Below are 21,671 nucleotides of genomic sequence, written 5' to 3'. Positions count from 1 at the left end.
CTTCGAATCGCTGCAGGCGTATTACACGGTGGCGGGCCGCGACCTGGAGCGCGAGCTGATCCCGATGCTGCAAAGCGAAGGCCTGGGGCTGATGGTCTGGAGTCCGCTGGCGGGCGGCCTGCTCAGCGGAAAGTACGGCCGCGAGCAGCAGGGCGAGGCCGGCAGCCGCCGCACCGCCTTCGACTTCCCGCCGGTCGACAAGGACCGCGCCTGGGACTGCGTCGACGCGATGCGCCCGATCGCGCAGGCCCGGGGCGTGTCGGTCGCGCAGGTGGCGCTGGCCTGGCTGCTGCACCAGCCGCAGGTGACCAGCGTGATCGTGGGTGCCAAGCGGCCCGACCAACTGGCCGACAACATCCGGGCAACCGAGGTGCGACTGAGCGCGCAAGACCTGCAGCAGATCGATGCGGTGAGCAAACTGGCGCCGGAATATCCCGGCTGGATGCTGGAGCGGCAGGGCGAGTTCCGCCGCCAGCAGCTGAGGGAAGCACGGCGGGACTGAGCGACGCGGGTCGGGCAAACGCTGCCGTTGCAGCGCTACGGGAGTTGTCCGACCGCCGATGTGCGTTTGCGCTGTCTTCGCGGCCGGTTGCGGGTCGGCAGTATCGCGTCCACGCCCACAGAACAGCCAGTGCGCACAAGGTGAGTCGCATCGTCCCATTCCACCAGGCGCCGCCGGGCGCCCTGCCCGCCCATTGCGGCGCGCGCAACACGTTCGCGGTGAGAAGCCATGCGACGTGAAATCTGGCATCCGTTCCGCAGCGCGAGGACTGCTCCCAAGGAGGCGCAGCCGCGGCTGGACCACGTGAAGCTGGCCGATGCCGTGCACGGCCACCCGGATGAACTCCCGACCGAATTCATCACCGACTGGGACGACCTCTCCGGGGTCGAGGTCGTGTCCGGCGAGTTCGTGACCACCACTGCGGACGGCAGCAGCAATACCTTCTTCGAGCCGATCACCGGCCTCTTGCGACAGGTGCGCGAGCGCACCGGCATGGACGTGGTGTTCGTCGCGCAATTCCTCAACGGCAAGCGCCTGATCCGCAACGTGGCCAGCGAACCCGGAGACCCGCAGGCAATGACGGCGGGCCAGGCCGACCCGCTGGAAGCGACCTATTGCCAGCGCGTGCTGGACGGACGCCTGCCGCCCAAGTTGTCGGATGCGCGCGCCAACCCCGAAGCAGCGCGGCTTGCGGCCACCCGCGAGTACGACATTCGCGCGCACATCATCGCCCCGATCGTGACGCGCGACGGCCGCGTGTTCGGCACCGTCTGCGCCTATGCCCACCAGCCACGCTTGAAACTGGACGAGCCCCGGGCCGTGCTGCAATCGGTTGCCCGTGCGCTGGCGCGGGCGCTGGAGCAGGCGTGAGGGCGCGAGCACCTGCTGCCGCCATCTCGTTCCTGTCGAAGGCATGAAGCGAATACTGGGCCGCCTGATCTCGAAACTGCTGCATGCGGCCTTCTGGATCGCGACGCTCTTCGTGCTGGTGTGCCTGCTTGGCTCGCTGCGTTGGCTGCGGCCCGGACACAACCCCACGAGCACGGACTTCGCAGCCTTCGGCGCGGCGGTGCTGTGCGCGATGGGGCTCTTCACAATCTTCTATGTCTACGACACCTTCTGGCGGCCGCCGGAGAGGGAGGAGTGGCAAGAGCAGGGGATGCGGGTGGGGACTGGCGCACACCCGCCGCAGGGTGATCGCGCGAGCAGGACCGCGGAGGTGGAAAGCGTGGAGCGGGCGATGGGGATCGAACCCACGTCTTGAGCTTGGGAAGCTCAGGTCCTGCCATTGAACGACGCCCGCGGGACAGCGGCGGATTGTACAGGGGCGTTCTCTGCTCCGAGCGCGGCTGGGTAGATTCCAGTGGAGGCATGCTGATGCTCCCATCTACCTCGCTTCTCGAATGTGGAATGAGTTAGTATCCGCCTCGGAGCGGCGGGCACGAGGCTGTGCAAACGGCGAATCTAATGACTAACGGGGCAACCCGTTGGGACTATGTCCCTGGTCCTGAACAAGGGCGAATTACTTACTTCTCAATACTCGCCCCTCCACCTTCATGCCGCAGTTTGACGACATCTGGTTCACTTACAAGGCTCGTATTGCCGCTGAAGTCAGGCTGCGCAACGACGATCTTCACTCGCAGGTACTGCTTGTCTGGTATGCAGTACTGAGCACTGCCGGGTCTATCATTGCGGTCAGGCACGAGAAGTTCCTCGGTCCAGATACCGACATTTCGCTGGCCATCCTGTCCGTTGGCTTACTCGCAATATCGATGCTCGTCGCGAGCCGCGATTTCAAGGGTCGTGCGTTGATGATGCGTGCCAATCATCTTGCGCTGAAGACCTTGTACGACGAGCTGAAAGCTGGCACCGTGCCTGCAACTGAAAAGCCGTCACGATACGCAAAACTTCTCCAGGAATGTGAGAACCACACCTCCTATGACGATCGCCATTTTCGCGTTCTAAACAGGACAGGGCTCACCTCCAGAATGCCTTCGACGTCTGACTACCTGTTGTTCGGACTGCACTGGTCGCTTCGCGTTGCGGCCTTCGGTGTCGTGTACCTTCTTCCACTCGGCCTCGCATTCGGATGGCAAAAATAAATGCGGCTAAGGCTTTTCGCGAAAAGTTCTCCCCTACCGGGATAGCGGACACATACTCGAAGCGCCTTTCCGAAAGTCGAGCCGTCGGGTTGGACAGAGTCGACGCGCGCAACTTCCTAGGACGCCTTGCCTCTGAGGTCGCCCTGATCTCCAAGAAGGCGCTCGCAGGGACCTACGAGTACACAAAATACAGAGAGAAGCTCGTTTCTCGTGGTGCTGACAAGGCGCCAAGGCAGCTTGCCATTCCCACCATCCGTGACCGGGTCACGCTTCGAGCTCTTTGCGACTATCTGTTTGACATTTATCCGGAAGCGAGACCGGACCTTCCGCAAGGCAAGATTGACGCTCTGAAAGCCGCTGTTGACTCCGGAAAGTATCCTCACTTCATACGAATTGACCTCCGCGACTTCTATCCGTCACTGAATCATTCCATTGTCCTGTCTCGCGCTAGGCGGCGAGCGCGATTGCCCGCGTTTCGCAAGCTCGTTGCGAACGCTCTCATGAATCCGACTGTTGCTGAAAACGCAGTCAACAACGCTTCGACTAGAACCAAGGGAGTGCCCCAAGGCCTGTCAATATCAAACGTATTGGCTGAGATCTTCATGCTGGAGGTTGATGCTCGAATCAAATCGCTCGCGCCTGTATACATCAGGTATGTGGATGACATCATCATCCTTACTGACGTTGACCCCGGTCCGCTATGCAAGGAAGTGTTTGGAATTTTGCGCGCGTCGAAGCTGTCACCGCACCCTATCAATGAGCCAGGATCAAAGAGCCACATCGGGTTGACTGCTGCGGGATTCACGTATTTGGGGTACTCAGTAGAGCCGACTCGTATCTCGGTCAAGGCGACTAATGTGCTCGCATTCGAAGGCTCCTTGGTCGAGACGTTCGTTGAGTATCGGCATCGACTCAGAACAGCTGTGACCGTTCTTGAACGCGACGCCGCTCGTGCACGCTTTCGGTGGAATCTAAATCTGAAGCTCACGGGATGTATCTACAAGGGTCAGCGCTTTGGATGGGTCTTCTACTATTCGCAAATCAATGATCCCACTGTGCTGCACCGGATCGACAACACCGTGCGCCTATTGTTCAACAGGTTTAAGATTGCAGTGCCACCCAACCCCAAGCGAGCGGTGAAAGCGTACTTCGAAGCGAAACGAACCGACAAGGCTACCCACAGGTATATTCCGAACTACGATTTGCTAACGGTTCCTGCAGTTCGCACGTTCCTCAGTGAGATTGGGGTAAATGTCGCTGGCCTTCCAGATGACGAGGTATTGATTGCCTTTAACCGTATTATTGGTCGCGCGACGCACAAGCTTCAGAAGGACGTGTCCAGCATGTCATAGGGCAGTTATCCCCGGATGGGGATATGCATCAGCATGCCTGCACTGGAATCCGCCAAGTCGAAAGGCACAAAGCGTCCGAAAGCGAAATGATCCGTGGCATTCGTCGAGAGGCTTTCCAGACGCAGCCCTCCGACCCGACGGCCGCGCAGACCCGAGCTACCACCCAAACCGTCCAAACAGGAACGAGTAATGGGGTGACGCACTCTCTCAACCACTCTTGCCCAAGCATGTCCCGAATCTCTCTAAGCTCTTGACGTACTGTCTGGGAGGTGCAGGAACCCGCGGTGGAGCCGATCGTCGCTGTGACGGTGGGCCGATTTTCGGGTGAGGTTGAAGGAAGCTGCGATCGGGAAGTGAGCGACAAGTGCTACGTGGATGCGCTGCACGATCCTCTTGGAGACAACGATTTGATGATGATGATGTTCAAATCGCGTGAGAAGCTGCTTGGTGATCGTCGGTGCGTTCCGGTGGTCGAAGCAACGGCGGAGTCGATCGGCGCACCAGGTCGGGATACCGAGATCTGCGGCCCCGTGAGAGTGCTACCCTTGATGTCGCCTCGCGTCGTTCGCGATGGATTTCACCCGAATTCCATCCGGGAGTGATGCGTGTGGCTCGTGGAGGACGAGGATAGTTGTTTGCACTCTGCTCCCATATCTAACTTTTATCCCGGTGAAGGGTAATGGGTTCGTGGGAGCTAGGGGGTAGTTGTTTGCACTCTGCTCCCATACCTGACATTTACCCCGGCGGAATATGGGTGAAGGCGAGTGACCGTTCTCGGGCGGAACAACTGTCAACCAGTGGGGAGGCGACTTGGAACCCGAATTTGGAGTGTTTGCCGCCGAGGACACCGGCTTCAACTGAGGTTTGGGAGTTTCCCCGATCCAGGTAAACCGCAGGAACCTCAGGGAAGCTCAGTCGGTGAACACGACGGACAAGATGGCGACGCCGGCCGTGGACGACCGGCTCGGACCTTCCCAAGCTCAGTGACGGTCTAGACGTTGGAGGGGAGCAACAGAGGAATCCGCATGGCTCCGGCCGATGCAGCGAGGGAAGACCTCGATGTGGGGTCGCTACTGTGCCCGATTCTTGGGAAGCTCAGGCCCTGCCATTGAACGACGCCAGCGGTTCGGCGGCAGATTGTATTCTGGTTTGCCGACTGTCGGTCCGACGCTGGGGCACGTTACAGGGGCGGGGATCGCGTGCGATGGGTTTGAATGCGTCACAACAGACTTGTTGGAAGTCTGATCGTTGGCGCGAGAACGTACCCGTCAAAATCCTTTATCTTCTTGAACGTCACGAATTCACCTTTTGCGCTGTGACTCCTTGTGTGCACCTTGTAGTGATTTTCTAGGAAGGTGAACAGATCGCCCGGCAGCATTGGCTGAAGAAGTGGCACAAAAGACTCGGGATTTTCCGCAAACGAGAGAAGAGTTACTGCGGCGAATGTGGCCTGCGGCGTATATCCCGTCTGAAACTCGGTCTTCTCAATTGCAAGGCGCCCAAGAAAGACGTTGTACCACGCTTGGTCGAGCTTGGCATCGATCAAAGATCCAAGCACGAGCTCACCGAGGTAAGCTGCCGGCTTCGAAGATAGCGCAGTAGCGACGGCAAGTTCGTTCGCGAGTTTGGAGAACTCACCTTCCAAGAACTTGGCATTAGGCAGTCGAACTATGTAATCAGCAGCGAGGTACTCTTGGAGCGACTTGTGCGCGAACTCATAGCTACGGTAGCTGCTTTCTATGATCAGACCGCTGTGAGATTCAATCTCCCCGATGACATCAGCAGCCTCCCGCTCAGGAAGACCGTACTCCATGTGGATCGAGGTATAGATGCTCGCGAGAAGCGCGCTGTCAAAAACGAGTTCTCCCTGTATCGTGAGCATGAAAGCTACATGCGCCAAAAACTCGAATTTTCGGTCGAGGTCGAATCCAGCATAGACGGACCGGCGAACAATCTGCCTCTGGCTGTCCCATTCTTCCAGCAGTAAATTTACGATGCGCTTGTATACGCTTTTCGGCTTTTCCGGAATGGTCCGGATGCGCTCGTAAATTGCACACAGGTGAGCGACGGTCAAAGGCCGCATCGCGGTATCTTGGTACGGGCTTCCCTGAAGCTTGCTAAGGAAATCCTTCGCATCTCCTTCTGAGGCGAGCCATCGCCGTGCGAAGACTTCGATTTGCTCCTCCTTGAGTGGAGCGATCTCAAACTTTTCTAGATTGCCTAACTTGTACCTGAACTCACGACTCCTCGATGTGACTAGCATTCGAGAGTGCCGGAGAAAGTTGGCTAAAGTCTCAATGTCGGCAATGACCCTCTGCTTGACCACCTCGTTCGAGATTTCATCAAAACCGTCCAATAGGAGAACGACGCCGAGACCATTTAGGTATTCATTGATGGTTTGTCTAACGATGCCGGCACAAACTTCCGATGATAAGCTTTGCTGCTTCTCCTCGGGGAACAAGACAGCAATTCCAAGAGTTTCCTGCAGGCGGTCGTAGATCGGGTGAACGCTTTTGCTGCTTGTAAGTTCGCGTAGTCGGATCAACAGAGGGAAGTTGTAGTTCGCTAGGACTTTGCCCTTCGAGAAGAAGTCGGCGCATATCTTCTGCAGTGAAGTTGTCTTGCCCGCACCAGGATTTCCCAAGATTGCTGCATGCGCGTTCGAATTTTGTAACGCAGTCAAAAGGGGCTGCGTCTGACTTCTTTCTGATCGGTCTACGTGTGTGCTCAGCGGCATCAAGTACGTGTCGAGATCGACGTATATCGCTAACACCGACTTGTGAGTCCGCGAGTCCGAAATGCGGATGCTACTTGACCATGCCTTTATCTCCTGAGCGTGCCGAGCGATGGCTTGCTTTACCAACGCTGAGGTGGCCACAAAGTTCGCTTGAACAGGCCCTTCCTGCGCGCGCAGCAGCGAAGCGTTCTGGCGTTTGACTGCTTCAAGAAGCACTGAAGTCGCGCCGGCGGCCGCGCTGTCTAGGATCCTTGCAGCAATCGCTTCGAGCATCTCGCCTCCGGTGCCGTTCTTGTTAACCGCGCTTCAATTTAGGTCGCGTAGATCGTACAGGATCAAGGAACTCATAGCTTTCGCTTCGGGATGCGGTGCATGCACATGGTTCTCAGACTTCCAACAAGTCTGTTGTGACGCATTCAAACCCTTCGCACGCGATCCCCGCCCCTGTAACGTGCCCAGCGTCGGACCGACAGTCGGCAAACCAGAATACAGTCTGCCGCCGAACCGCGGGCGTCGTTCAATGGCAGGACCTGAGCTTCCCAAGCTCACAGCGTCGGTTCGCATTCGTGGAACACCGCAGTAGCCATCCGCCACGCTCTCACCCTGCTAGAGTTCGTTGCGAGGCGCGGTCGCCCAAGCGCCGGGCCTGTTTGCTGCCTGAACCCACAGCAGCATCGTGTCGCACCACGATGGATCCCCGGTCAACCCCGGGATGACATCATCGAGGTCAAGCATCCGACCTCCCGACCTCATGCACGACCCCAACCAGATCGAAGTCCCCCCGTCCTTCCTCGCCCTCTTCACCACCCCCTCCGGCCACCGTCTCACCGAGCCGATGTCCACGGTCCGCGAGCGCTACGAGCTCTGCGAAGACCTGGCGCAGATGCTGACCGACCGGGCCTCTACCGCGCAATTCAAGTCCGGCGCCAGCGCGGGCGAGGTGCTGCAGCAAATCCAGCTTGGCCTCACGGCGGAAGGCTCGACCGTGCAGCCGTCCGAAGCGACGTGGGTCGTCACGCGGCTCGCCGAACTGCTGGATTGGAGGGCGCCCTCGCCTGCTAGCTGAGCCGGGCAGACAAACGTTCTCGCCCCTACACTGGTCCGAATGGCCGCCTCCCCCACCGCCGACCTGCAGCGCCTCACCACCGCGCTGGACAGCGGTGGCCTGCCTGCAGCCTTGCGCCTGCTCAACGCTCGCACACCCTTCCGCTTCACCGGCATCTACCGCTTCGATGGCGACACGCTGCGCAACGTGGCGCTGTTCGATCGCTGGACCCCGGCGCTGACGCGCGGGCATGACGCGCCCATGAACGAGACCTTCTGCGCCATCACCGCGGGTACCAACCAGCCGCTGGAAGTCACCGACGGCCACCACGACCCGCGCTTTCCGTGGATGCAGGCCAATGCCGTCGAGTCGTATTGCGGCACGCCTATTCGTGATGCCGGCGGCCACGCGGTCGGCACGCTGTGCCACTTCGACTTCAAGCCGTGCGAGTCCATCAGCAGCGAGCTGCCCCTGCTGGCGCACGCGGCCACGCTGTTCCTGCCCTTCCTGGACGTGCGACACGCGTGAACCGCCGCCTCGCCGGCCTGCTCTCCGATCGCTTCGTCGCCTCCGACCCCGAGCGCGCTCGCCTGCGCGGTGCCGTGCGCGCCTGGCTCACCGCGGCCATCGGCGCCGCCATCCTCCTGGGCATCGCCCATCTGCTGCAACAACCCGCGAAGCTGGCCCTGATCGGCGTGGTGGTGCCGCTGATGTCGGCGGTCGCGGTGCAGGACCCCACGCCCGCGCAACAGCGCATCACCATGCTGCTGCTGCCCTTGGTCGCTGCACCCGCGGCGTGGCTGGGCGCGTGGCTGCACGACGCGCCGCTTGCCGCTGGTGTCGTGTTCCTGATCGTGATCGTCGCCGGCTTCGAGGGCCGGCGCTTCGGCCCGCGCGGCGTCGCCCTGGGCACGATCGCCTACCTGGCGTACTTCTATGCGCTGCTGCTCAAGCCGGATCCCGGCAGCGGCTTCGTGGTCGCGGGCTTTCTTGTCGTCGGCACGACCATCGCTTACGGGGTGCGCCTGCTCACGCCCGACCGGCGCGATCGCGTTCTGCGCCAGCAGCTGCGCGCCTTGCGTGCGCGCATGGCGTTGCTGCTGCGCGCCTTGCTGCGCAGCCTCGACGCGAGCGATCACCAGCGTGCGGCGGCGCGTGTGCAGCGCCAGGTCGAAGCGCTCAATGCGCAATCGCTTGCGCTCGACGCCCGCCTGGCGCAGCTTGCGGGCCACGACGATGCGGGCGATGCCGTCGCGGTGTTGCGCGACCGCCTGCTGCACGACGAACTGGCGGCCGAGTCGCTGGCCAGCGCCGTCGCCGCGCTGCTGCGGCGGTCTGGCGAACAGCAGGCGCTGCGTGCCGCGCTTTGCGGCTTGCTGCAATCGGTGCGCGGCGGCACGCGTTTCGATGCCGACACCTTCCAGGCGCAGCATGCGCACCGGGAGGACGCCGATCTGCACTGGCGCCTGCGCCATGCGCTGCACGTGATCGCCGACGAGCCCGCGTGGGCCCTGCCCCTGCCTTCGTTGCAGCCCGCGCGCACGCCCTCGGCCACCGACGGCCGCGCCGCCACCGCGCAGCGCCGCCGCTGGTTCGCGCTCGACGAGCCGACGCGCCAGGCGATCCAGGGCGCCGTCGCGGCCGCGGGTGCGGGGATCGCCGGCCACTTCATCTCGCCGGATCATTGGTTCTGGGCGGTGTTCGCGAGCTTCGTCGTGTTCACGCGAGCCAGCAACGTGGCGCAGACGCTGTCGCAGACATGGAAGGGCGTCCTCGCAACCGTTGCCGGCGTGGCACTGGGGCTGGCCGTGGCCGATGCGGTGGGCGGCCACACGGCGCTGCAACTGGTGCTGCTGTATGTCTTTATCGCCGTCGGCTTCTATGCCTATCGCGGCCTGCAGTCGCTCTATAGCGCGATGCTCACGTCCATGCTCGCGATGCTCTACGGCCTGCTGGGCATGGACGCCTCCGGCCTGCTGGTGATCCGCCTGCAGGAGACGCTGGCCGGCGCCGCCATCGCTCTGGCCAGCGGCCTGGTGGTGTTCCCGGTGCGCACGCAGGACCACGCGGATCGCGAGAGCGCGGCGCTGCTGCGCAAGGCGGCACAGGTGCTGCGCGAGGCGTTCGATGCCGCGCAGCCGCCGCCCGCCCGCGACGCCGTGCGCGCACTCGATCGCGAGCTGCAATCGCTGCGCTCCGCACTCGGCCCGGTCACCGAGACGAGTTATCCCGCGCACAAGCAGAAGCATCGGCAGCGCCTGCACCAGCTCACCCGCCTGGCCTACTGCCTGCGCCATCTCTATCGCGTAGTCGACGAGCATCCCGCGGAACTGCGTGGCGATGCGGCGCTGGCGGATTGCGCGCGGCACGTGAGCGATCGTCTTTGCGAAGTCGCCGCGCGGCTCGAAGGTCACGAAGCAGCGTCTTCGCCGCACGGCAAGCCGCTGCCGTCGCAGCCTGCCGACGACGATCGCCTGCGGCTGGCTCGTCACTGGCTGCGGCATGCCGGTGCGATCGCGGATGCGATGGCGGCCGAGGTTGCCTGAGCCGCTCTCCTGCTGATCGGCCAGGCGCGCGCCAGTCTTCCGACAGCGCCGCCCTCCGTTCACCGACATGGCACCGGCCCCTTCTCTGGCCACATGGGTTTCTCTTCCCGAGGACCCCCATGAGCAAAGAAGAACGCAATCTCCCCTCCGACTCCGTCACTTCGTCCAACGGCACAGCCGCGGCTTCAGGCGCCCCCGCCCGCCTCGTCGTCGTCGCCGAGTTCGAGCACCAGGTCACGGGCGTCACCGTCACGCCGTCGAACCGCATCATCGTCAACTTCCCCCGCTGGAGCGAGGACGCGCCCCTCTCGGTGGCGGAGCTGCGGCCCGACGGCTCGCTGCGTCCCTTCCCCAACGCCGAGTGGAACGCCTGGCGCAACGCGAAGAAGGACGAGATGACGCCGCACGACCACTGGGTGTGCGTGCAGAGCGTCGTGGCCGATGCGCGGGGCAATGTGTGGGTGCTGGATCCGGCCGCGCCGGCACAGGACCGCGTGGTACCCGGCGGCCCCAAGCTGGTCAAGATCGATCCGCAGGACCGCGTGCTGCAGACCATCGCCTTCGACGAGTCCATCGCGCCGCAAGGCAGTTATCTCAACGACGTGCGCTTCAGCGCCGACGGCCAGCATGCCTTCCTTACCGAGTCCGGTGCGCGCGGCGCGCTCGTCGTGGTGGACCTGGCCTCGGGCAAGTCGCGGCGCGTCCTCGACGGGCACCCGAGCACGCAGCCCGAGAAGGACGTGCAGATCCAGGTCGAGGGCAAGGTGCTGCGCCGCACGGACGGGCGCGGCGTCGAGTTCTCGGCCGACGGCATCGCGCTGTCTGCGGACGGCCGCTGGCTCTATTGGCAGGCGATCAAGGGGCGCACGCTGTACCGCGTGCCGACGGAGGCACTGCGCGACGATTCGCTGCCGCCCGAGCAGCTCGAATCGCAGGTCGAAAAGGTCGGCGAGAACGGCCCGGCCGACGGCCTGTGGATCGATGCGGCGGACCGCATGTATGTGAGCGCCGTGCAGGAGAACGCGGTGAAGGTGCGCGAGGGCCAGCAACTGCGCATGCTGGTGCAGGACGCGCGACTGCGCTGGCCCGACACCTTCTCGCAGGGACCCGACGGCACGATGTACGTCACGGCCTCGCACATCCCGGACATGAACTGGTTCGATGCCGCCAAGCCGCTGGCGGTGAAGACGACGCTGTTCCGCATCGAGCAGTGAGGCACGCAGGGGTTCACGGCCGGGTCGGCTTGCGCCGACACGCCAGCGAGACGCTCGCCGTCTTTCGCGGGCGTAGGCGCGGTCCCACCCTGGTCCCCTCGGGGCGTTGCTTCCGCCGCCCCCAACCCAGGAGATCGCATGCAATCGCAAGAACTCAAGCAATCCATAGCCCGCATCGAGCAATGTGCCGACGACGCCAAGCGCGCGGCGCAATCCGGGAATGTCCCGCAGGACCTGCGCCAGCAGGTCGAGAGCTTCCACCAGCAGGCCAGCCAGGCCAAGAAGGACGGTGGATCGGACGAGAACGCGCTGCGCCAGACGGTGCTGCAGCTCGAATCCGCGGCCGACCGCATGAAGGCCGCATGCCAGCAGGCCGGCGGCAACGTGAGCCAGGACCTGCAGCAGGCGGTGCAGCGTGCGCACGACGAGGCCTCGCGCCTGAAGAAGCAGATCCAGGCCGGCTCGCCCGCCTGACGCATCGCCGGACCCTCGGATGTGATCCCGGGCTCAACCCGGGATCCCTCGGATGTCAGTCCGGCCCTCACCCCGGGACCCCCCGGATGTCATCCCGGGCTCGACCCGGGATCCATTCCCCCGCCGCCCGTCAACTCTCAAAGTTCACCTACACGCCAAACGCCAGTCATCGCACAAGCTCGGGAGATGTCCTCCCTCCCCCGCTCCCTGACCCTCGCAGCCGTGGCCGCCGCGTGCGCCGCCGCTGCGTTTGCACAAACGTATCCGCCCGGTGCCGGCCCCAATCCCGAGTTGCCGCCTCCGCGCGAGCAGAAGTTGGTGCCCACCGTCCACATCGCGCCCGCGCAGGGCTGGCCCAAGGGGGCGATGCCGAAGGCCCCGGCCGGCTTCACCGTGACGGCCTTCGCCGCCGGGCTGGAGCATCCGCGCTGGGTCTACACGCTGCCCAATGGCGACGTGCTGGTGGCCGAGAGCAATGCGCCGCCGCCCAAGGACGGCCAGGTCGACAAGATGAGCAAGGGCCTCACCGGCAAGGCGATGAAGTTCATCCAGAGGCGGGCCGGTGCCGGTGTGCCCAGCCCCAACAGGATCATGCTGCTGCGCGACACCAACGGCGACGGCGTGGCGGATACCAGGACGGTTTTCATGAGCGGCCTGTTCTCGCCCTTCGGCATGGTGCTGGTGGGCAACGAGCTGTACATCGCCGACGCCGACGCGATCGTGAAGGTGGCCTACCACCAGGGCGATACCAGCATCACCGAGCAGCCGGTGAAGGTGACCGACCTGCCCGCGGGCGCCAACCACCACTGGACCAAGAACGTGATCGCCAGCACTGACGGCAGCAAGCTGTATGCGACGGTCGGCTCCAACAGCAACATCCTCGATAACGGCCTGGCCGCGGAAGAAGGTCGCGCGGCGATCTGGGAGATCGATCGTTCCAACGGCGACAAGCGCCTGTTCGCCACCGGCCTGCGCAACCCGAACGGCATGGGCTGGGAGCCGCAAAGCAAGGCGCTGTGGGTGGTGGTGAACGAGCGCGACCAACTGGGCAACGACCTGGTGCCGGACTACCTCACCTCCGTGAAGGACGGCGCCTTCTACGGCTGGCCCTGGAGCTACTGGGGCCAGCACGTCGACGAGCGCGCCAAGCCGCCGCATCCCGAGCTGGTGGCCAAGGCAGTGGTGCCCGACTACGGCCTCGGCTCGCACGTCGCGCCCCTGGGCCTGACGTTCTCGGATTCGCACATGCCCGGCAACTACGCGAGCGGCGCCTTCGTCGGCGAGCACGGCTCGTGGAACCGCAAGCAGCTCAATGGCTACAAGGTGGCCTTCGTGCCCTTCTCCGGCGGCAAGCCCTCGGGCCCGCCGGAAGACTTCCTCACCGGCTTCGTCGACGCCAGGGGCAAGGCCTATGGCCGGCCGGTGGGCGTGGCAATGGATGGCAAGGGCGGACTGCTGGTGGCCGATGACGTCGGCAATACCGTGTGGCGGGTGACCGCGGCACATTGATCCGTTTTACGGCATCCCGGACTTGCGCCGGGATGCACGTCACGGTCCCTTGCTTTCGCGGATCGCTATGCCGCCTCTTCCAGCAAGCCGCGCCGCGTCAGCTCCTCCCGCGTCGCCTGCATGGTGGCGCGCAGCGCCGGCACCAGTTCGCGCGGCGTCTCGCCCTGGGCGGCCGCTTCTTCGATGATGCTGGCCAGCCGGCTGATCGCCCCGAAGCCGAGCGTGCCCGACGATCCCTTCAGGCGGTGCGCATCGCGCAGCATGGCTTCGGCGGTGACCCCGGGCGCCTCCATGCGCTGGCAGTAGTCCTCGTAGCCGCGCATGCCGACCCGCAGTAGTTCCACGACCTGCTCGTCACCGGCCAGTTCGCGCAGATCCGCCAGCGCCCGGTCGTCGACCAATTCGAGCGGCGATGCAGCCATGCCAGCGTCTTCGGCCCATGGATCGAGCGCGCTTGCGCCCAGGCCGCCCTCGCCGTAATCCGCGAGCGCCGCCTCCAGTTGCCGCCACTCGATCGGCTTGGCCAGGCAGGCGTTCATGCCCGCGCCGAGGTAGCGCTCGCGCTCGCGCGCCATCACGTTGGCCGTGAGGCCGATGATGGGAATGCCCGACACGGGTCCCGGCAGCTGGCGGATGCGGCGCGTTGCCTCCACGCCATCGAGCACCGGCATCTGCACGTCCATCAGCACGATGTCGAAGCGCTGGCGTTGCACCAGCTCCAGCGCCTGCGCCCCGTCGTGCGCGAACACGACGTGGTGGCCCTGGCGCGCGAGCGTGGTGCGCAGGATCTGCCGGTTGATCTCCACGTCCTCGGCGACCAGGATGCGGCGCGGCGCGACGGGCCGCGCCTGCGCGCTTTCGACCACGGCGGCGGCGCGCGGGTCCCCCGGGGCGAGCGGCAGCTCGAAGCAGAAGGTGCTGCCCTCCCCCGGCACGCTGGTCGCCTCGAGTTCGCCGCCCATGGCCTGCACCAGCCGCTGGCTGATGGCCAGCCCGAGGCCGCTGCCGCCGTACTGGCGCGCGATCGAGCGATCGGCCTGCGTGAATGGTGCGAACAGTTGCTGCAGCTGGGCGGGATCGATCCCCACGCCGGTGTCCTGCACGGCGAAGCGCACGCACCAGCCCGCGGCATCCTCGCGCGGACGCTGCGACACCGTGAGCGTGACCTTGCCCTGCTCCGTGAACTTGATGGCATTGCCCACCAGGTTGAGCAGCACCTGGCGCAGACGCAAGGGATCGCCGCGCAAGGCGTCGGCCTGCACGGCATCGAGCTCGAAGTGCAGCGGCAAGCCGCGCTCCACCGCCAGCGGATGCGCCAGCGAGCGCAGGTGCTCGATCGATTCGCGCAGGGAGAAGTCGACCACCTCCAGTTCGAGCTTGCCGCTTTCGATGCGCGAGAAATCGAGGATGTCGTTGATGATGCTCAGGAGATGGCGGCCCGACGAGCGCATCGCATCGACATAACTGCGCTGCCGGGGATTGAGCTGTTCGGAGGACAGCAGGTCCACCATGCCCAGCACACCCGTCATGGGCGTGCGGATCTCGTGGCTCATGGCCGCCAGGAATTCGGCGCGGGCCTCGCCGGTGCGGCGCAGGCTGGCGGCGAGCTCGCGCTGGCGCGCATCGAGCAGCGCCAGCGGCAGGCTGGAAAGCAGCACCGCGGCCAGGTAGGCCTGCATCACCTGGATCCGGTCGCCGATCGCGGTGAAGGGCAAGGCCACGCTGACCAGCGCGCCGCGTCCCTCCAGCGTCCCGTACATCGAACAGAGCGCGATCACCAGCACGCCGACGGTGGCGCCGACCAGGCCCAGGCGCCAGGTCATGGCAAACAGCACGGGGAAGGTGAAGAACAGGATCTCCTGGTGATGCTCCACCGAGAGCAGCAGCGCCACCAGCACCGCGCCGCCGGCCAGCAGGATCGCCTCGTGCCGGCTCACGCGTTCGAAAGCGCGGGCACGCAGGAGCGGATCGAACCAGCTGAAGAGAAAGGGCCCGACGATCAGCAGGCCGAGGGCCGCGGCGCTGTACCAGGTGAGCCAGGCCTCCTCGAACGGGACGTGCAGCAGCGAGCTGACCATCCAGGCGCCGAGCGCGCCGCTGACCGCCGGGCCCAGCAGGCAGGCGAGGATCACGCGCGCGATCTGGCCACCCTCGAAGATCGGCGCGTGCACGCCGCCCGTGAGCTGGATGGCGCCGGCCACCAGCGCGACCTCCAGCATGTCGGGCAGCGCCAGCACGGGCGCCAGGCGATGCCCGAACAATGCGTATGCCGCTGCGTCGGCGATCCCGGCGACCAGCAGATAGGCCGGCCAGGTGCGCACCGGCTGGCGCAGCAGCGCAACGATCACGAAGGCGTTGGAGTACCACACGGGCGTGGACTCGCCGAAGGCGTACACCACGGCGGCCGCGGCGACGAAGTAGGCAAGGAACACGGCGGCGAGCGGTGCCGCTCGGGGAAGAGTGAAACGGGGCGCGTAAGGCAAAGGTCGCGTTTGGAATGGCCGAACGGCGATTCTCCACCCCGGCGGTGATGGCCCGGGTAGGAGAGGAGGCGGCGCAAGGGGAGGCTGCGCGAGCTTGCTCTGCGAGCGGCGGGTCCCCCGCCACGCCTGCCAGGCGCCACTGCACCGAGCTTGGGCGCGAACCAGGCCGGCACGATGACGGCGACCGACTGGCCGCGCAGGAAAGGCACCCGCGCGAAAATGCATTTGTGCCATACCAACTGCATTTGGGACAACAGTAGCTCCCGGAGCGACGCGCGGGGACCGCCGCGGAAATGCGAACCTGACCCCAATTTGTTTGAAAGGCTGGTAAGGTGACTGCCGTCATTGGAGGCCTTCGTTGTACCGGCTGTTCGAGAAACTGCTGCACCCTTATCCCGAGGCCGAGCCGGCCGAGTTGCCGAGGAAGTTCTTCTCCTTCGTCTGGGCCTGCACCGAGGGGACGCGTGCCTACCTGCTGGCGCTGACGGTGCTGAGCGCGGCGGCGTCCTGCTGGGACGCCTGGCTGTTCGGGGCGCTCGGCCATGTGGTGGACTGGCTCACGCACGCGCGGCCCGGCACGCTGTGGCAGCAGGAGGGGCACACCTTCGTGGTGTTCGTGGTGGTGCTGTTGGCCAGCATCCCGCTGGTGGTCGGCCAGAGCTTCATCAAGCACCAGACGCTGGCCATCAACCTCACGCTGCGCCTGCGCTGGAATTTCCACCGCATGATGCTGGGCCAGAGCCTCTCCTTCTATTCCGACGATTTCGCCGGCCGCATCACGACCAAGGTGATGCAGACCGCGCTGGCCGTGCGCGAGACGCTGTTCACCACCAGCGAGGTGATCATCAGCACGGCCGCCTTCTTCATCACGGTGGTGGCGCTGGCGGGCAGCTTCGACCTGCGGCTGATGCTGCCCTTCCTGGGCTGGCTGGTGCTGTACGGCGCCTCATGCTGGTACTTCGTGCCGCGCCTGGGCCGCATCGGCAAGCAGCAGGCCGACGCGCGCGCGCTGATGACCGGCCGCATCACCGATGCGTACACCAACATCACCACGGTCAAGCTGTTCTCGCACACGCAGCGCGAGGCCGGCTTCGCACGCCAGGCGATGACGGAGTTCATGACCACCGGCCACAAGCAGATGCGGCTGGTGACGGCCTTCCAGTTCGTCAACCACACGCTGGTGGTGTCGCTGATCGTCGCCTCCTGCGGCTACAGCGTGTGGCTTTGGTCGCAGGGACAGGTGAGCGCCGGCGCGGTGGCGGCGGTCACGTCGATGACGCTGCGCGTGAACGCCATGTCGCACTCGATCATGTGGGAGATGGCATCGCTGTTCGAGAACATCGGCACCATCCTCGACGGCATCGGCACCCTCACCCGGCCGCGCCTGGTGCTGGATGCGCCGGATGCGCAGCCGCTGCAGGTGGCCCGCGGCGAGGTGCGCTTCGAGCACGTGCGCTTCGGCTACGGCAAGCCGCAGCCGGTGATCGACGAATTCACGCTGACGGTGCGCGCCGGCGAGAAGGTGGGCCTGATCGGCCGCTCAGGCGCCGGCAAGTCGACGCTGGTGAACCTGCTGCTGCGCTTCTACGACATCGAGGGCGGCCGCATCCTGGTGGACGGTCAGGACATCGCGCACGTCACCCAGGACAGCCTGCGCGCCAGCATCGGCATGGTCACGCAGGACACCTCGCTGCTGCACCGTTCGGTGCGCGACAACATCCTGTACGGCCGCCCGACCGCGGGTGAGGAAGACCTGGTGCGTGCCGCGCAGCGGGCCCAGGCGCACCGCTTCATCGCGACGCTGACCGACCCGCAGGGCCGCGCCGGCTACGACGCGCACGTCGGCGAACGGGGCGTGAAGCTCTCGGGCGGGCAGCGGCAACGCATCGCGATTGCCCGCGTGATGCTGAAGAACGCGCCCATCCTGCTGCTGGACGAAGCCACCAGCGCGCTCGACTCGGAAGTGGAAGCCGCGATCCAGGAAAGCCTGAAGGACCTGATGCAGGGCAAGACGGTGATCGCGATCGCGCACCGCCTCTCCACCATCATGGCGCTGGACCGGCTGGTGGTGATGGATGGCGGCCGCATCGTCGAACAGGGCGACCATCGCTCGCTGCTGGCGCAGGGCGGCCTGTATGCGCGCCTGTGGGCGCACCAGAGCGGCGGCTTCCTGGGCGAGAGCGTGGCGGAGGAGGCCGGTGCCTAAACTGGGGCCGGCCGACTTCCTGGGCGATGCCGCGGTGGTGGCGCAGGCGCTGATCGGCGCGGTGCTGCTGGTCGACGGTGTCGGCGGCCGCATCGTCGAGACCGAGGCGTACGACCGCGCCGACCCGGCCTCGCACACCTACCCCGGGCCGACGCCGCGCAATGCCGTGATGTTCGGGCCGCCCGGGCGCGCGTATGTCTATCGCTCCTACGGCATCCACTGGTGCCTGAATTTCGTCTGCCGCGAGGAAGGGCATGGCGCCGGGGTGTTGATCCGCGCGATCGAGCCGCTGCAAGGCCTGGCGACGATGTGCGAGCGGCGCGGCATGCACGACGTGCGCCTGCTTTGTTCGGGACCGGGCCGCGTGGGGCAGGCCCTGGCGATCGTGCATGCCTACAACGGCCATCGACTCGATCGCAAGCCCTTCGAAGTGCTGGCCGCGGAGCAAGAGCACGAGGTCGTGGCCGGCCCCCGCATCGGCATCAGCAAGGCCGCGGAGGTGCCGTGGCGCTTCGGGCTGGCCGGCTCACGATTCCTGAGCCGACCGTTCAGGTAGGGTGGATGCGGCCAAGCCGCATCCACCAAACGGCCCTCCTGTGCGCGGCAAGGTGGGGTGCGGCTTTGCCGCATCCCACCCTACGAGAGGACATCTCAATACCGCTGCACCTGCACGTTGCCACCGTGCTGGATGATCGTCATCGGCGGGTTGCGCATCTCGGTGATCACGGTCGACGGGTGGGCGCCAGCGCCGAGCACCGCGGTGTTCGGCGAAGCGGGCGCGGCTGCGACCGCGACATCGGCGGGGATCACCGTGAAGCTTGGCAGGTTCACGCGGGCCGCGGCCGCCGAGGGAACCATCACGATGTCGCCGGCCACCAGCGTGTGCGGCAGGTGCGCGCGCTCGGCGGTCTGCAGGTCGGTGAACAGGGGCGCCGCGCTCGAAGGCGAGGCCTGCCGGCCGCTGCCTTCCATGCGGATCGTGTTGACCGGCACGATGCCGCCGGTGGGCCGCGCCACCTGTGCGATGCCGACGGCAGTGCATTCGGCCGTCTGGTCGAACACCATGCTGGCGCCACGCTGGAAGCGCGTGACCAGGGCATCGCGCAGCGGCAGGCTCATGTCCACCGGTGCTTCGAGGCCGCGATAGACCACCCGCGAGTTGCCGTCATAGACGGTGTAGCAAGCCATCGCATTGGCGCCGGCGAGCAGCAGCAGTCCGCCCAGGACTCCGATTTTCAGTTTCATGACTTGCCCTTCCGCCGCACCAGCGGCCCAGATTTGGTATGCCGGGATGATGAGCACCGGACCGTGCAAAGTACGCAGGCCAAGCCAACTATCGGCTGTCAGCAACCTTCCCGCGGGCCTGGTCGGAGATTACCAGCGCGGCGGCGATGAGCCAGGAGGTGCCGACGGCCGGATCCAGCCTGCCGGCGTGCGGCTCAACAGCGCGCTGTGCCGCAGGGCCCGCAGCGCGCCGTAGCCGGAGGCGGTGGTTTCCAGGAAGGGCTGGAGGTCCGGTGGCGTGACGGCAAAACCATCCGGCACACGGCCGAGCTTGCGAATCCAGTGCCCGGTCTGCGCCAGCGAGACCTGCACGTGCCAACTGCCGCCTTCGCGCTGCTGCCGCCACAGCGCAGCGGCCGCAGCGAAGGCGATGAGGTAGCCGGTGGCCTGGTCCAGGATCTGCATGGGCAGCGGCCGGGGGCGCACCGGCTCGCCCGCCTTGGCGGCATCGCTGGCGTGGGCGGCCTCGCCCTCGGCCAGGTTGAAGCCCATCGCCGTCTGCACCAGCGAATCGAAGCCGCGGCGCGAGTGCCACGGCCCTTGCATGCCATAGGCGGACAACGACACGCAGACGATCCCCGGTCGGCGCGCGGCCAGCGCCTCGGGCGCGAACCCGAGCGCTTGCAAGGCGCCGGGGCGGTAACCCTGCACGAAGACGTGCGCATCGGCCAGCAAGGCGGCCATGCCCCTGCGACCGTCGTCCGTGCGCAGATCCAGCAGCGCCGAGCGCTTGCCGCGGCTGGTGTCGGCGATGGCTTCGATGTTGGGCAGGTGCGGCGCATTCACCAGCATCACGTCGGCGCCGTAGGCAGCCAGCGCGCGGCCGCCCACCGGGCCCGCCAGGATGCGCGTGAGGTCCAGTACGCGCACGCCTGCGAGCGGGCGCTGCTGGGCATCGAGCGCCGGCAGCGGCAACGGATCGGCATCGCCGATGCGGGTGATCGTGAACAGCGGCTGCGCGGCAAGCGCCTGGCCTTGCGGGCTGGCATCCCATTGCGCGAAGCTGCGCAGGGCGGTGGCGACCAGGCCCTGCCCTGCCGCGGCGTCTTCGAAGGCGAGTGCATCCCAGTGCAGCATCGCCTGTTCCGCGGCGGCGCGGTCGGCCTGCTCCGGGTCCAGGCCCAGCAGGCGCAGGGCGCCCTCGCGGTGATGCGCGAAGTTGGCGTGGATGCGCACGTGCCCATCGCGGGCACGGTACAGGCCGGAGAACTTGTCCCAGGCCTCGGGCACGCGGCCGTCGACGCTGAACCAGCCGAGGCATTCGGCGGCGGCATGCGTGGCATCGACCGCGACCTGCTGGCGCGGCACGCCACGCGCATGCGCCAACTCGCAGGCGGCGAGCGCCGCCGCAGCGATGGTGGATTGCGCCGCCGTGGCGACGGCAAAGGAAGAGGGATAGACCGGGTCGGTGCCGGTCAGGTGGGCGCAGGCGAGCGCGTCGCCGGGCAGGCCGGCGAGTTGCCAGAGGCTGGCAAGGACATCGCCCGGCATTGCTGCGCTCACTGCGAGCCTACTGGATCAACTGCACGCCGGTCTTGGATTGCACCTGCTCGAACGTCACCCCGGGGGCGAGTTCGGCGACCTTCAGGCCCTGCTCGGTCACGTCGAACACGCCCAGGTCGGTGATGATACGGTCCACCACGCCCACGCCCGTGAGGGGCAGCGTGCATTGCGGCAGGATCTTCAGGTCCTCGCTGCCGTCCTTCTTTTTTGCCACGTGCTCCATCAGGACGATCACGCGCGGCACGCCCGCCACCAGGTCCATGGCGCCGCCCATGCCCTTGACCATCTTGCCGGGGATCATCCAGTTGGCCAGGTCGCCCTTCTCGCTGACCTGCATGGCGCCCAGGATCGAGAGGTTGATCTTGCCGCCGCGGATCATCGCGAAGCTCTCGTGGCTGCCGAAGATGGCCGAGCCCTTGATGGTGGTGACGGTCTGCTTGCCGGCGTTGATCAGGTCGGCGTCGACTTCCGCATCGGTCGGGAAGGGGCCGATGCCCAGCATGCCGTTTTCCGATTGCAGCCAGACCTCCTTGTCGCCGGTGAAGTTGGCCACCAGCGTCGGGATGCCGATGCCGAGGTTGACGTAGAAGCCGTCCTGCAGTTCCTGCGCCGCACGTGCGGCCATCTGGTCTTGGGTCCAGGGCATGTGAATCTCCTTGGTGTCTGTCTTCGCTTGTCATCCCGGGCTTGACCCGGGATCCATGCGGCGCCTGA

General features: G+C 65.6%; 19 protein-coding genes and 1 tRNA gene. 14 read left to right on the top strand and 6 right to left on the bottom strand.

Annotated elements, in window-relative coordinates:
* From JWP60_RS17325 to JWP60_RS17315, 3 genes are all read left to right on the top strand, one after another.
* The coding region (locus JWP60_RS17325) for an aldo/keto reductase (RefSeq protein ID WP_299794101.1) at positions 1 to 502 on the top strand (502 nt) is incomplete at its 5' end.
* A 228-nt stretch (positions 503 to 730) separates the two neighbouring features.
* Complete coding sequence (locus JWP60_RS17320; RefSeq protein WP_299794098.1) at positions 731 to 1,372, top strand: GAF domain-containing protein; 642 nt, start codon at positions 731 to 733, stop codon at positions 1,370 to 1,372.
* On the top strand, positions 1,341 to 1,766 hold the full coding sequence (locus JWP60_RS17315) for a hypothetical protein (protein ID WP_299794096.1): 426 nt from the start codon (positions 1,341 to 1,343) through the stop codon (positions 1,764 to 1,766). Before JWP60_RS17320 ends, JWP60_RS17315 begins: the two co-directional genes overlap by 32 nt.
* Here the strand turns inward: JWP60_RS17315 and JWP60_RS17310 are convergent.
* Positions 1,732 to 1,805: transfer RNA gene (locus JWP60_RS17310), tRNA-Gly, on the bottom strand. The genes JWP60_RS17315 and JWP60_RS17310 overlap by 35 nt on opposite strands.
* A gap of 253 nt (positions 1,806 to 2,058) precedes the next feature.
* Between JWP60_RS17310 and JWP60_RS17305 the strand changes: the two genes are divergently transcribed.
* From JWP60_RS17305 to JWP60_RS17295, 3 genes are all read left to right on the top strand, one after another.
* Positions 2,059 to 2,604, top strand: coding sequence for an SLATT domain-containing protein (locus JWP60_RS17305; protein WP_299794093.1), 546 nt, complete (start codon positions 2,059 to 2,061; stop codon positions 2,602 to 2,604).
* An 89-nt stretch (positions 2,605 to 2,693) separates the two neighbouring features.
* Positions 2,694 to 3,956, top strand: a complete 1,263-nt coding sequence (locus tag JWP60_RS17300; RefSeq protein WP_299794090.1) for a reverse transcriptase domain-containing protein — start codon at positions 2,694 to 2,696, stop codon at positions 3,954 to 3,956.
* 284 nt (positions 3,957 to 4,240) lie between these two features.
* Complete coding sequence (locus JWP60_RS17295) at positions 4,241 to 4,558, top strand: hypothetical protein (RefSeq protein WP_299794087.1); 318 nt, start codon at positions 4,241 to 4,243, stop codon at positions 4,556 to 4,558.
* A 617-nt stretch (positions 4,559 to 5,175) separates the two neighbouring features.
* On the opposite strand, the gene JWP60_RS17290 is transcribed toward JWP60_RS17295, so the two are convergent.
* Complete coding sequence (locus tag JWP60_RS17290) at positions 5,176 to 6,966, bottom strand: NACHT domain-containing protein (RefSeq protein ID WP_299794084.1); 1,791 nt, start codon at positions 6,964 to 6,966, stop codon at positions 5,176 to 5,178.
* A 478-nt stretch (positions 6,967 to 7,444) separates the two neighbouring features.
* Here JWP60_RS17290 and JWP60_RS17285 point away from each other — a divergent pair, with 478 nt between their 5' ends.
* From JWP60_RS17285 to JWP60_RS17260, 6 genes are all read left to right on the top strand, one after another.
* The gene (locus JWP60_RS17285; RefSeq protein ID WP_299794080.1) at positions 7,445 to 7,759 is read left to right on the top strand and encodes an ATPase with chaperone activity; all 315 of its coding nucleotides are present in this window, start codon (positions 7,445 to 7,447) and stop codon (positions 7,757 to 7,759) included.
* A gap of 39 nt (positions 7,760 to 7,798) precedes the next feature.
* Positions 7,799 to 8,266: a GAF domain-containing protein gene (locus JWP60_RS17280; protein WP_299794078.1), complete on the top strand. Its 468-nt coding sequence runs from the start codon at positions 7,799 to 7,801 to the stop codon at positions 8,264 to 8,266.
* Complete coding sequence (locus JWP60_RS17275) at positions 8,263 to 10,284, top strand: FUSC family protein (RefSeq protein ID WP_299794076.1); 2,022 nt, start codon at positions 8,263 to 8,265, stop codon at positions 10,282 to 10,284. The genes JWP60_RS17280 and JWP60_RS17275 overlap by 4 nt, the downstream gene beginning before the upstream one ends.
* A 119-nt stretch (positions 10,285 to 10,403) precedes the next feature.
* Positions 10,404 to 11,498 carry an L-dopachrome tautomerase-related protein gene (locus tag JWP60_RS17270; protein ID WP_299794073.1) on the top strand — a complete coding sequence of 365 codons (1,095 nt, stop codon included), beginning with the start codon at positions 10,404 to 10,406 and terminating at the stop codon, positions 11,496 to 11,498.
* A gap of 138 nt (positions 11,499 to 11,636) precedes the next feature.
* Positions 11,637 to 11,972 (top strand): hypothetical protein, encoded by a 336-nt coding sequence (locus tag JWP60_RS17265; RefSeq protein ID WP_299794070.1) that lies wholly within the window; start codon positions 11,637 to 11,639, stop codon positions 11,970 to 11,972.
* Positions 11,973 to 12,158: 186 nt separating this feature from the next.
* The gene (locus tag JWP60_RS17260) at positions 12,159 to 13,481 is read left to right on the top strand and encodes a sorbosone dehydrogenase family protein (RefSeq protein ID WP_299794067.1); all 1,323 of its coding nucleotides are present in this window, start codon (positions 12,159 to 12,161) and stop codon (positions 13,479 to 13,481) included.
* A gap of 65 nt (positions 13,482 to 13,546) precedes the next feature.
* Here the strand turns inward: JWP60_RS17260 and JWP60_RS17255 are convergent, their stop codons facing one another.
* Positions 13,547 to 15,913 (bottom strand): ATP-binding protein, encoded by a 2,367-nt coding sequence (locus JWP60_RS17255; RefSeq protein ID WP_299794063.1) that lies wholly within the window; start codon positions 15,911 to 15,913, stop codon positions 13,547 to 13,549.
* A gap of 409 nt (positions 15,914 to 16,322) precedes the next feature.
* Here JWP60_RS17255 and JWP60_RS17250 point away from each other — a divergent pair, with 409 nt between their 5' ends.
* On the top strand, positions 16,323 to 18,170 hold the full coding sequence (locus JWP60_RS17250) for an ABC transporter ATP-binding protein (RefSeq protein WP_299794060.1): 1,848 nt from the start codon (positions 16,323 to 16,325) through the stop codon (positions 18,168 to 18,170).
* Positions 18,163 to 18,726, top strand: a complete 564-nt coding sequence (locus JWP60_RS17245) for a DNA-3-methyladenine glycosylase (protein WP_299794058.1) — start codon at positions 18,163 to 18,165, stop codon at positions 18,724 to 18,726. The genes JWP60_RS17250 and JWP60_RS17245 overlap by 8 nt, the downstream gene beginning before the upstream one ends.
* A gap of 95 nt (positions 18,727 to 18,821) precedes the next feature.
* Here JWP60_RS17245 and JWP60_RS17240 read toward each other — a convergent pair whose 3' ends face one another.
* The 3 genes from JWP60_RS17240 to JWP60_RS17230 all read right to left on the bottom strand — a co-directional run bounded on the left by JWP60_RS17240 (position 18,822) and on the right by JWP60_RS17230 (position 21,603).
* Positions 18,822 to 19,415, bottom strand: a complete 594-nt coding sequence (locus tag JWP60_RS17240) for a hypothetical protein (RefSeq protein ID WP_299794055.1) — start codon at positions 19,413 to 19,415, stop codon at positions 18,822 to 18,824.
* Positions 19,416 to 19,544: 129 nt separating this feature from the next.
* Positions 19,545 to 20,945: a CoA transferase gene (locus JWP60_RS17235; protein ID WP_299794104.1), complete on the bottom strand. Its 1,401-nt coding sequence runs from the start codon at positions 20,943 to 20,945 to the stop codon at positions 19,545 to 19,547.
* Positions 20,946 to 20,964: 19 nt separating this feature from the next.
* Positions 20,965 to 21,603, bottom strand: a complete 639-nt coding sequence (locus JWP60_RS17230; RefSeq protein WP_299794052.1) for a 3-oxoacid CoA-transferase subunit B — start codon at positions 21,601 to 21,603, stop codon at positions 20,965 to 20,967.
* Positions 21,604 to 21,671: the final 68 nt, after the last annotated feature.

The sequence above is a fragment of the Ramlibacter sp. genome (genome assembly GCF_028291745.1).
GTDB lineage: Bacteria > Pseudomonadota > Gammaproteobacteria > Burkholderiales > Burkholderiaceae_C > Ramlibacter.
The sequence above is the reverse complement of the archived record's forward strand: the minus strand, read 5'-3'. Positions and strand labels throughout refer to the sequence as shown.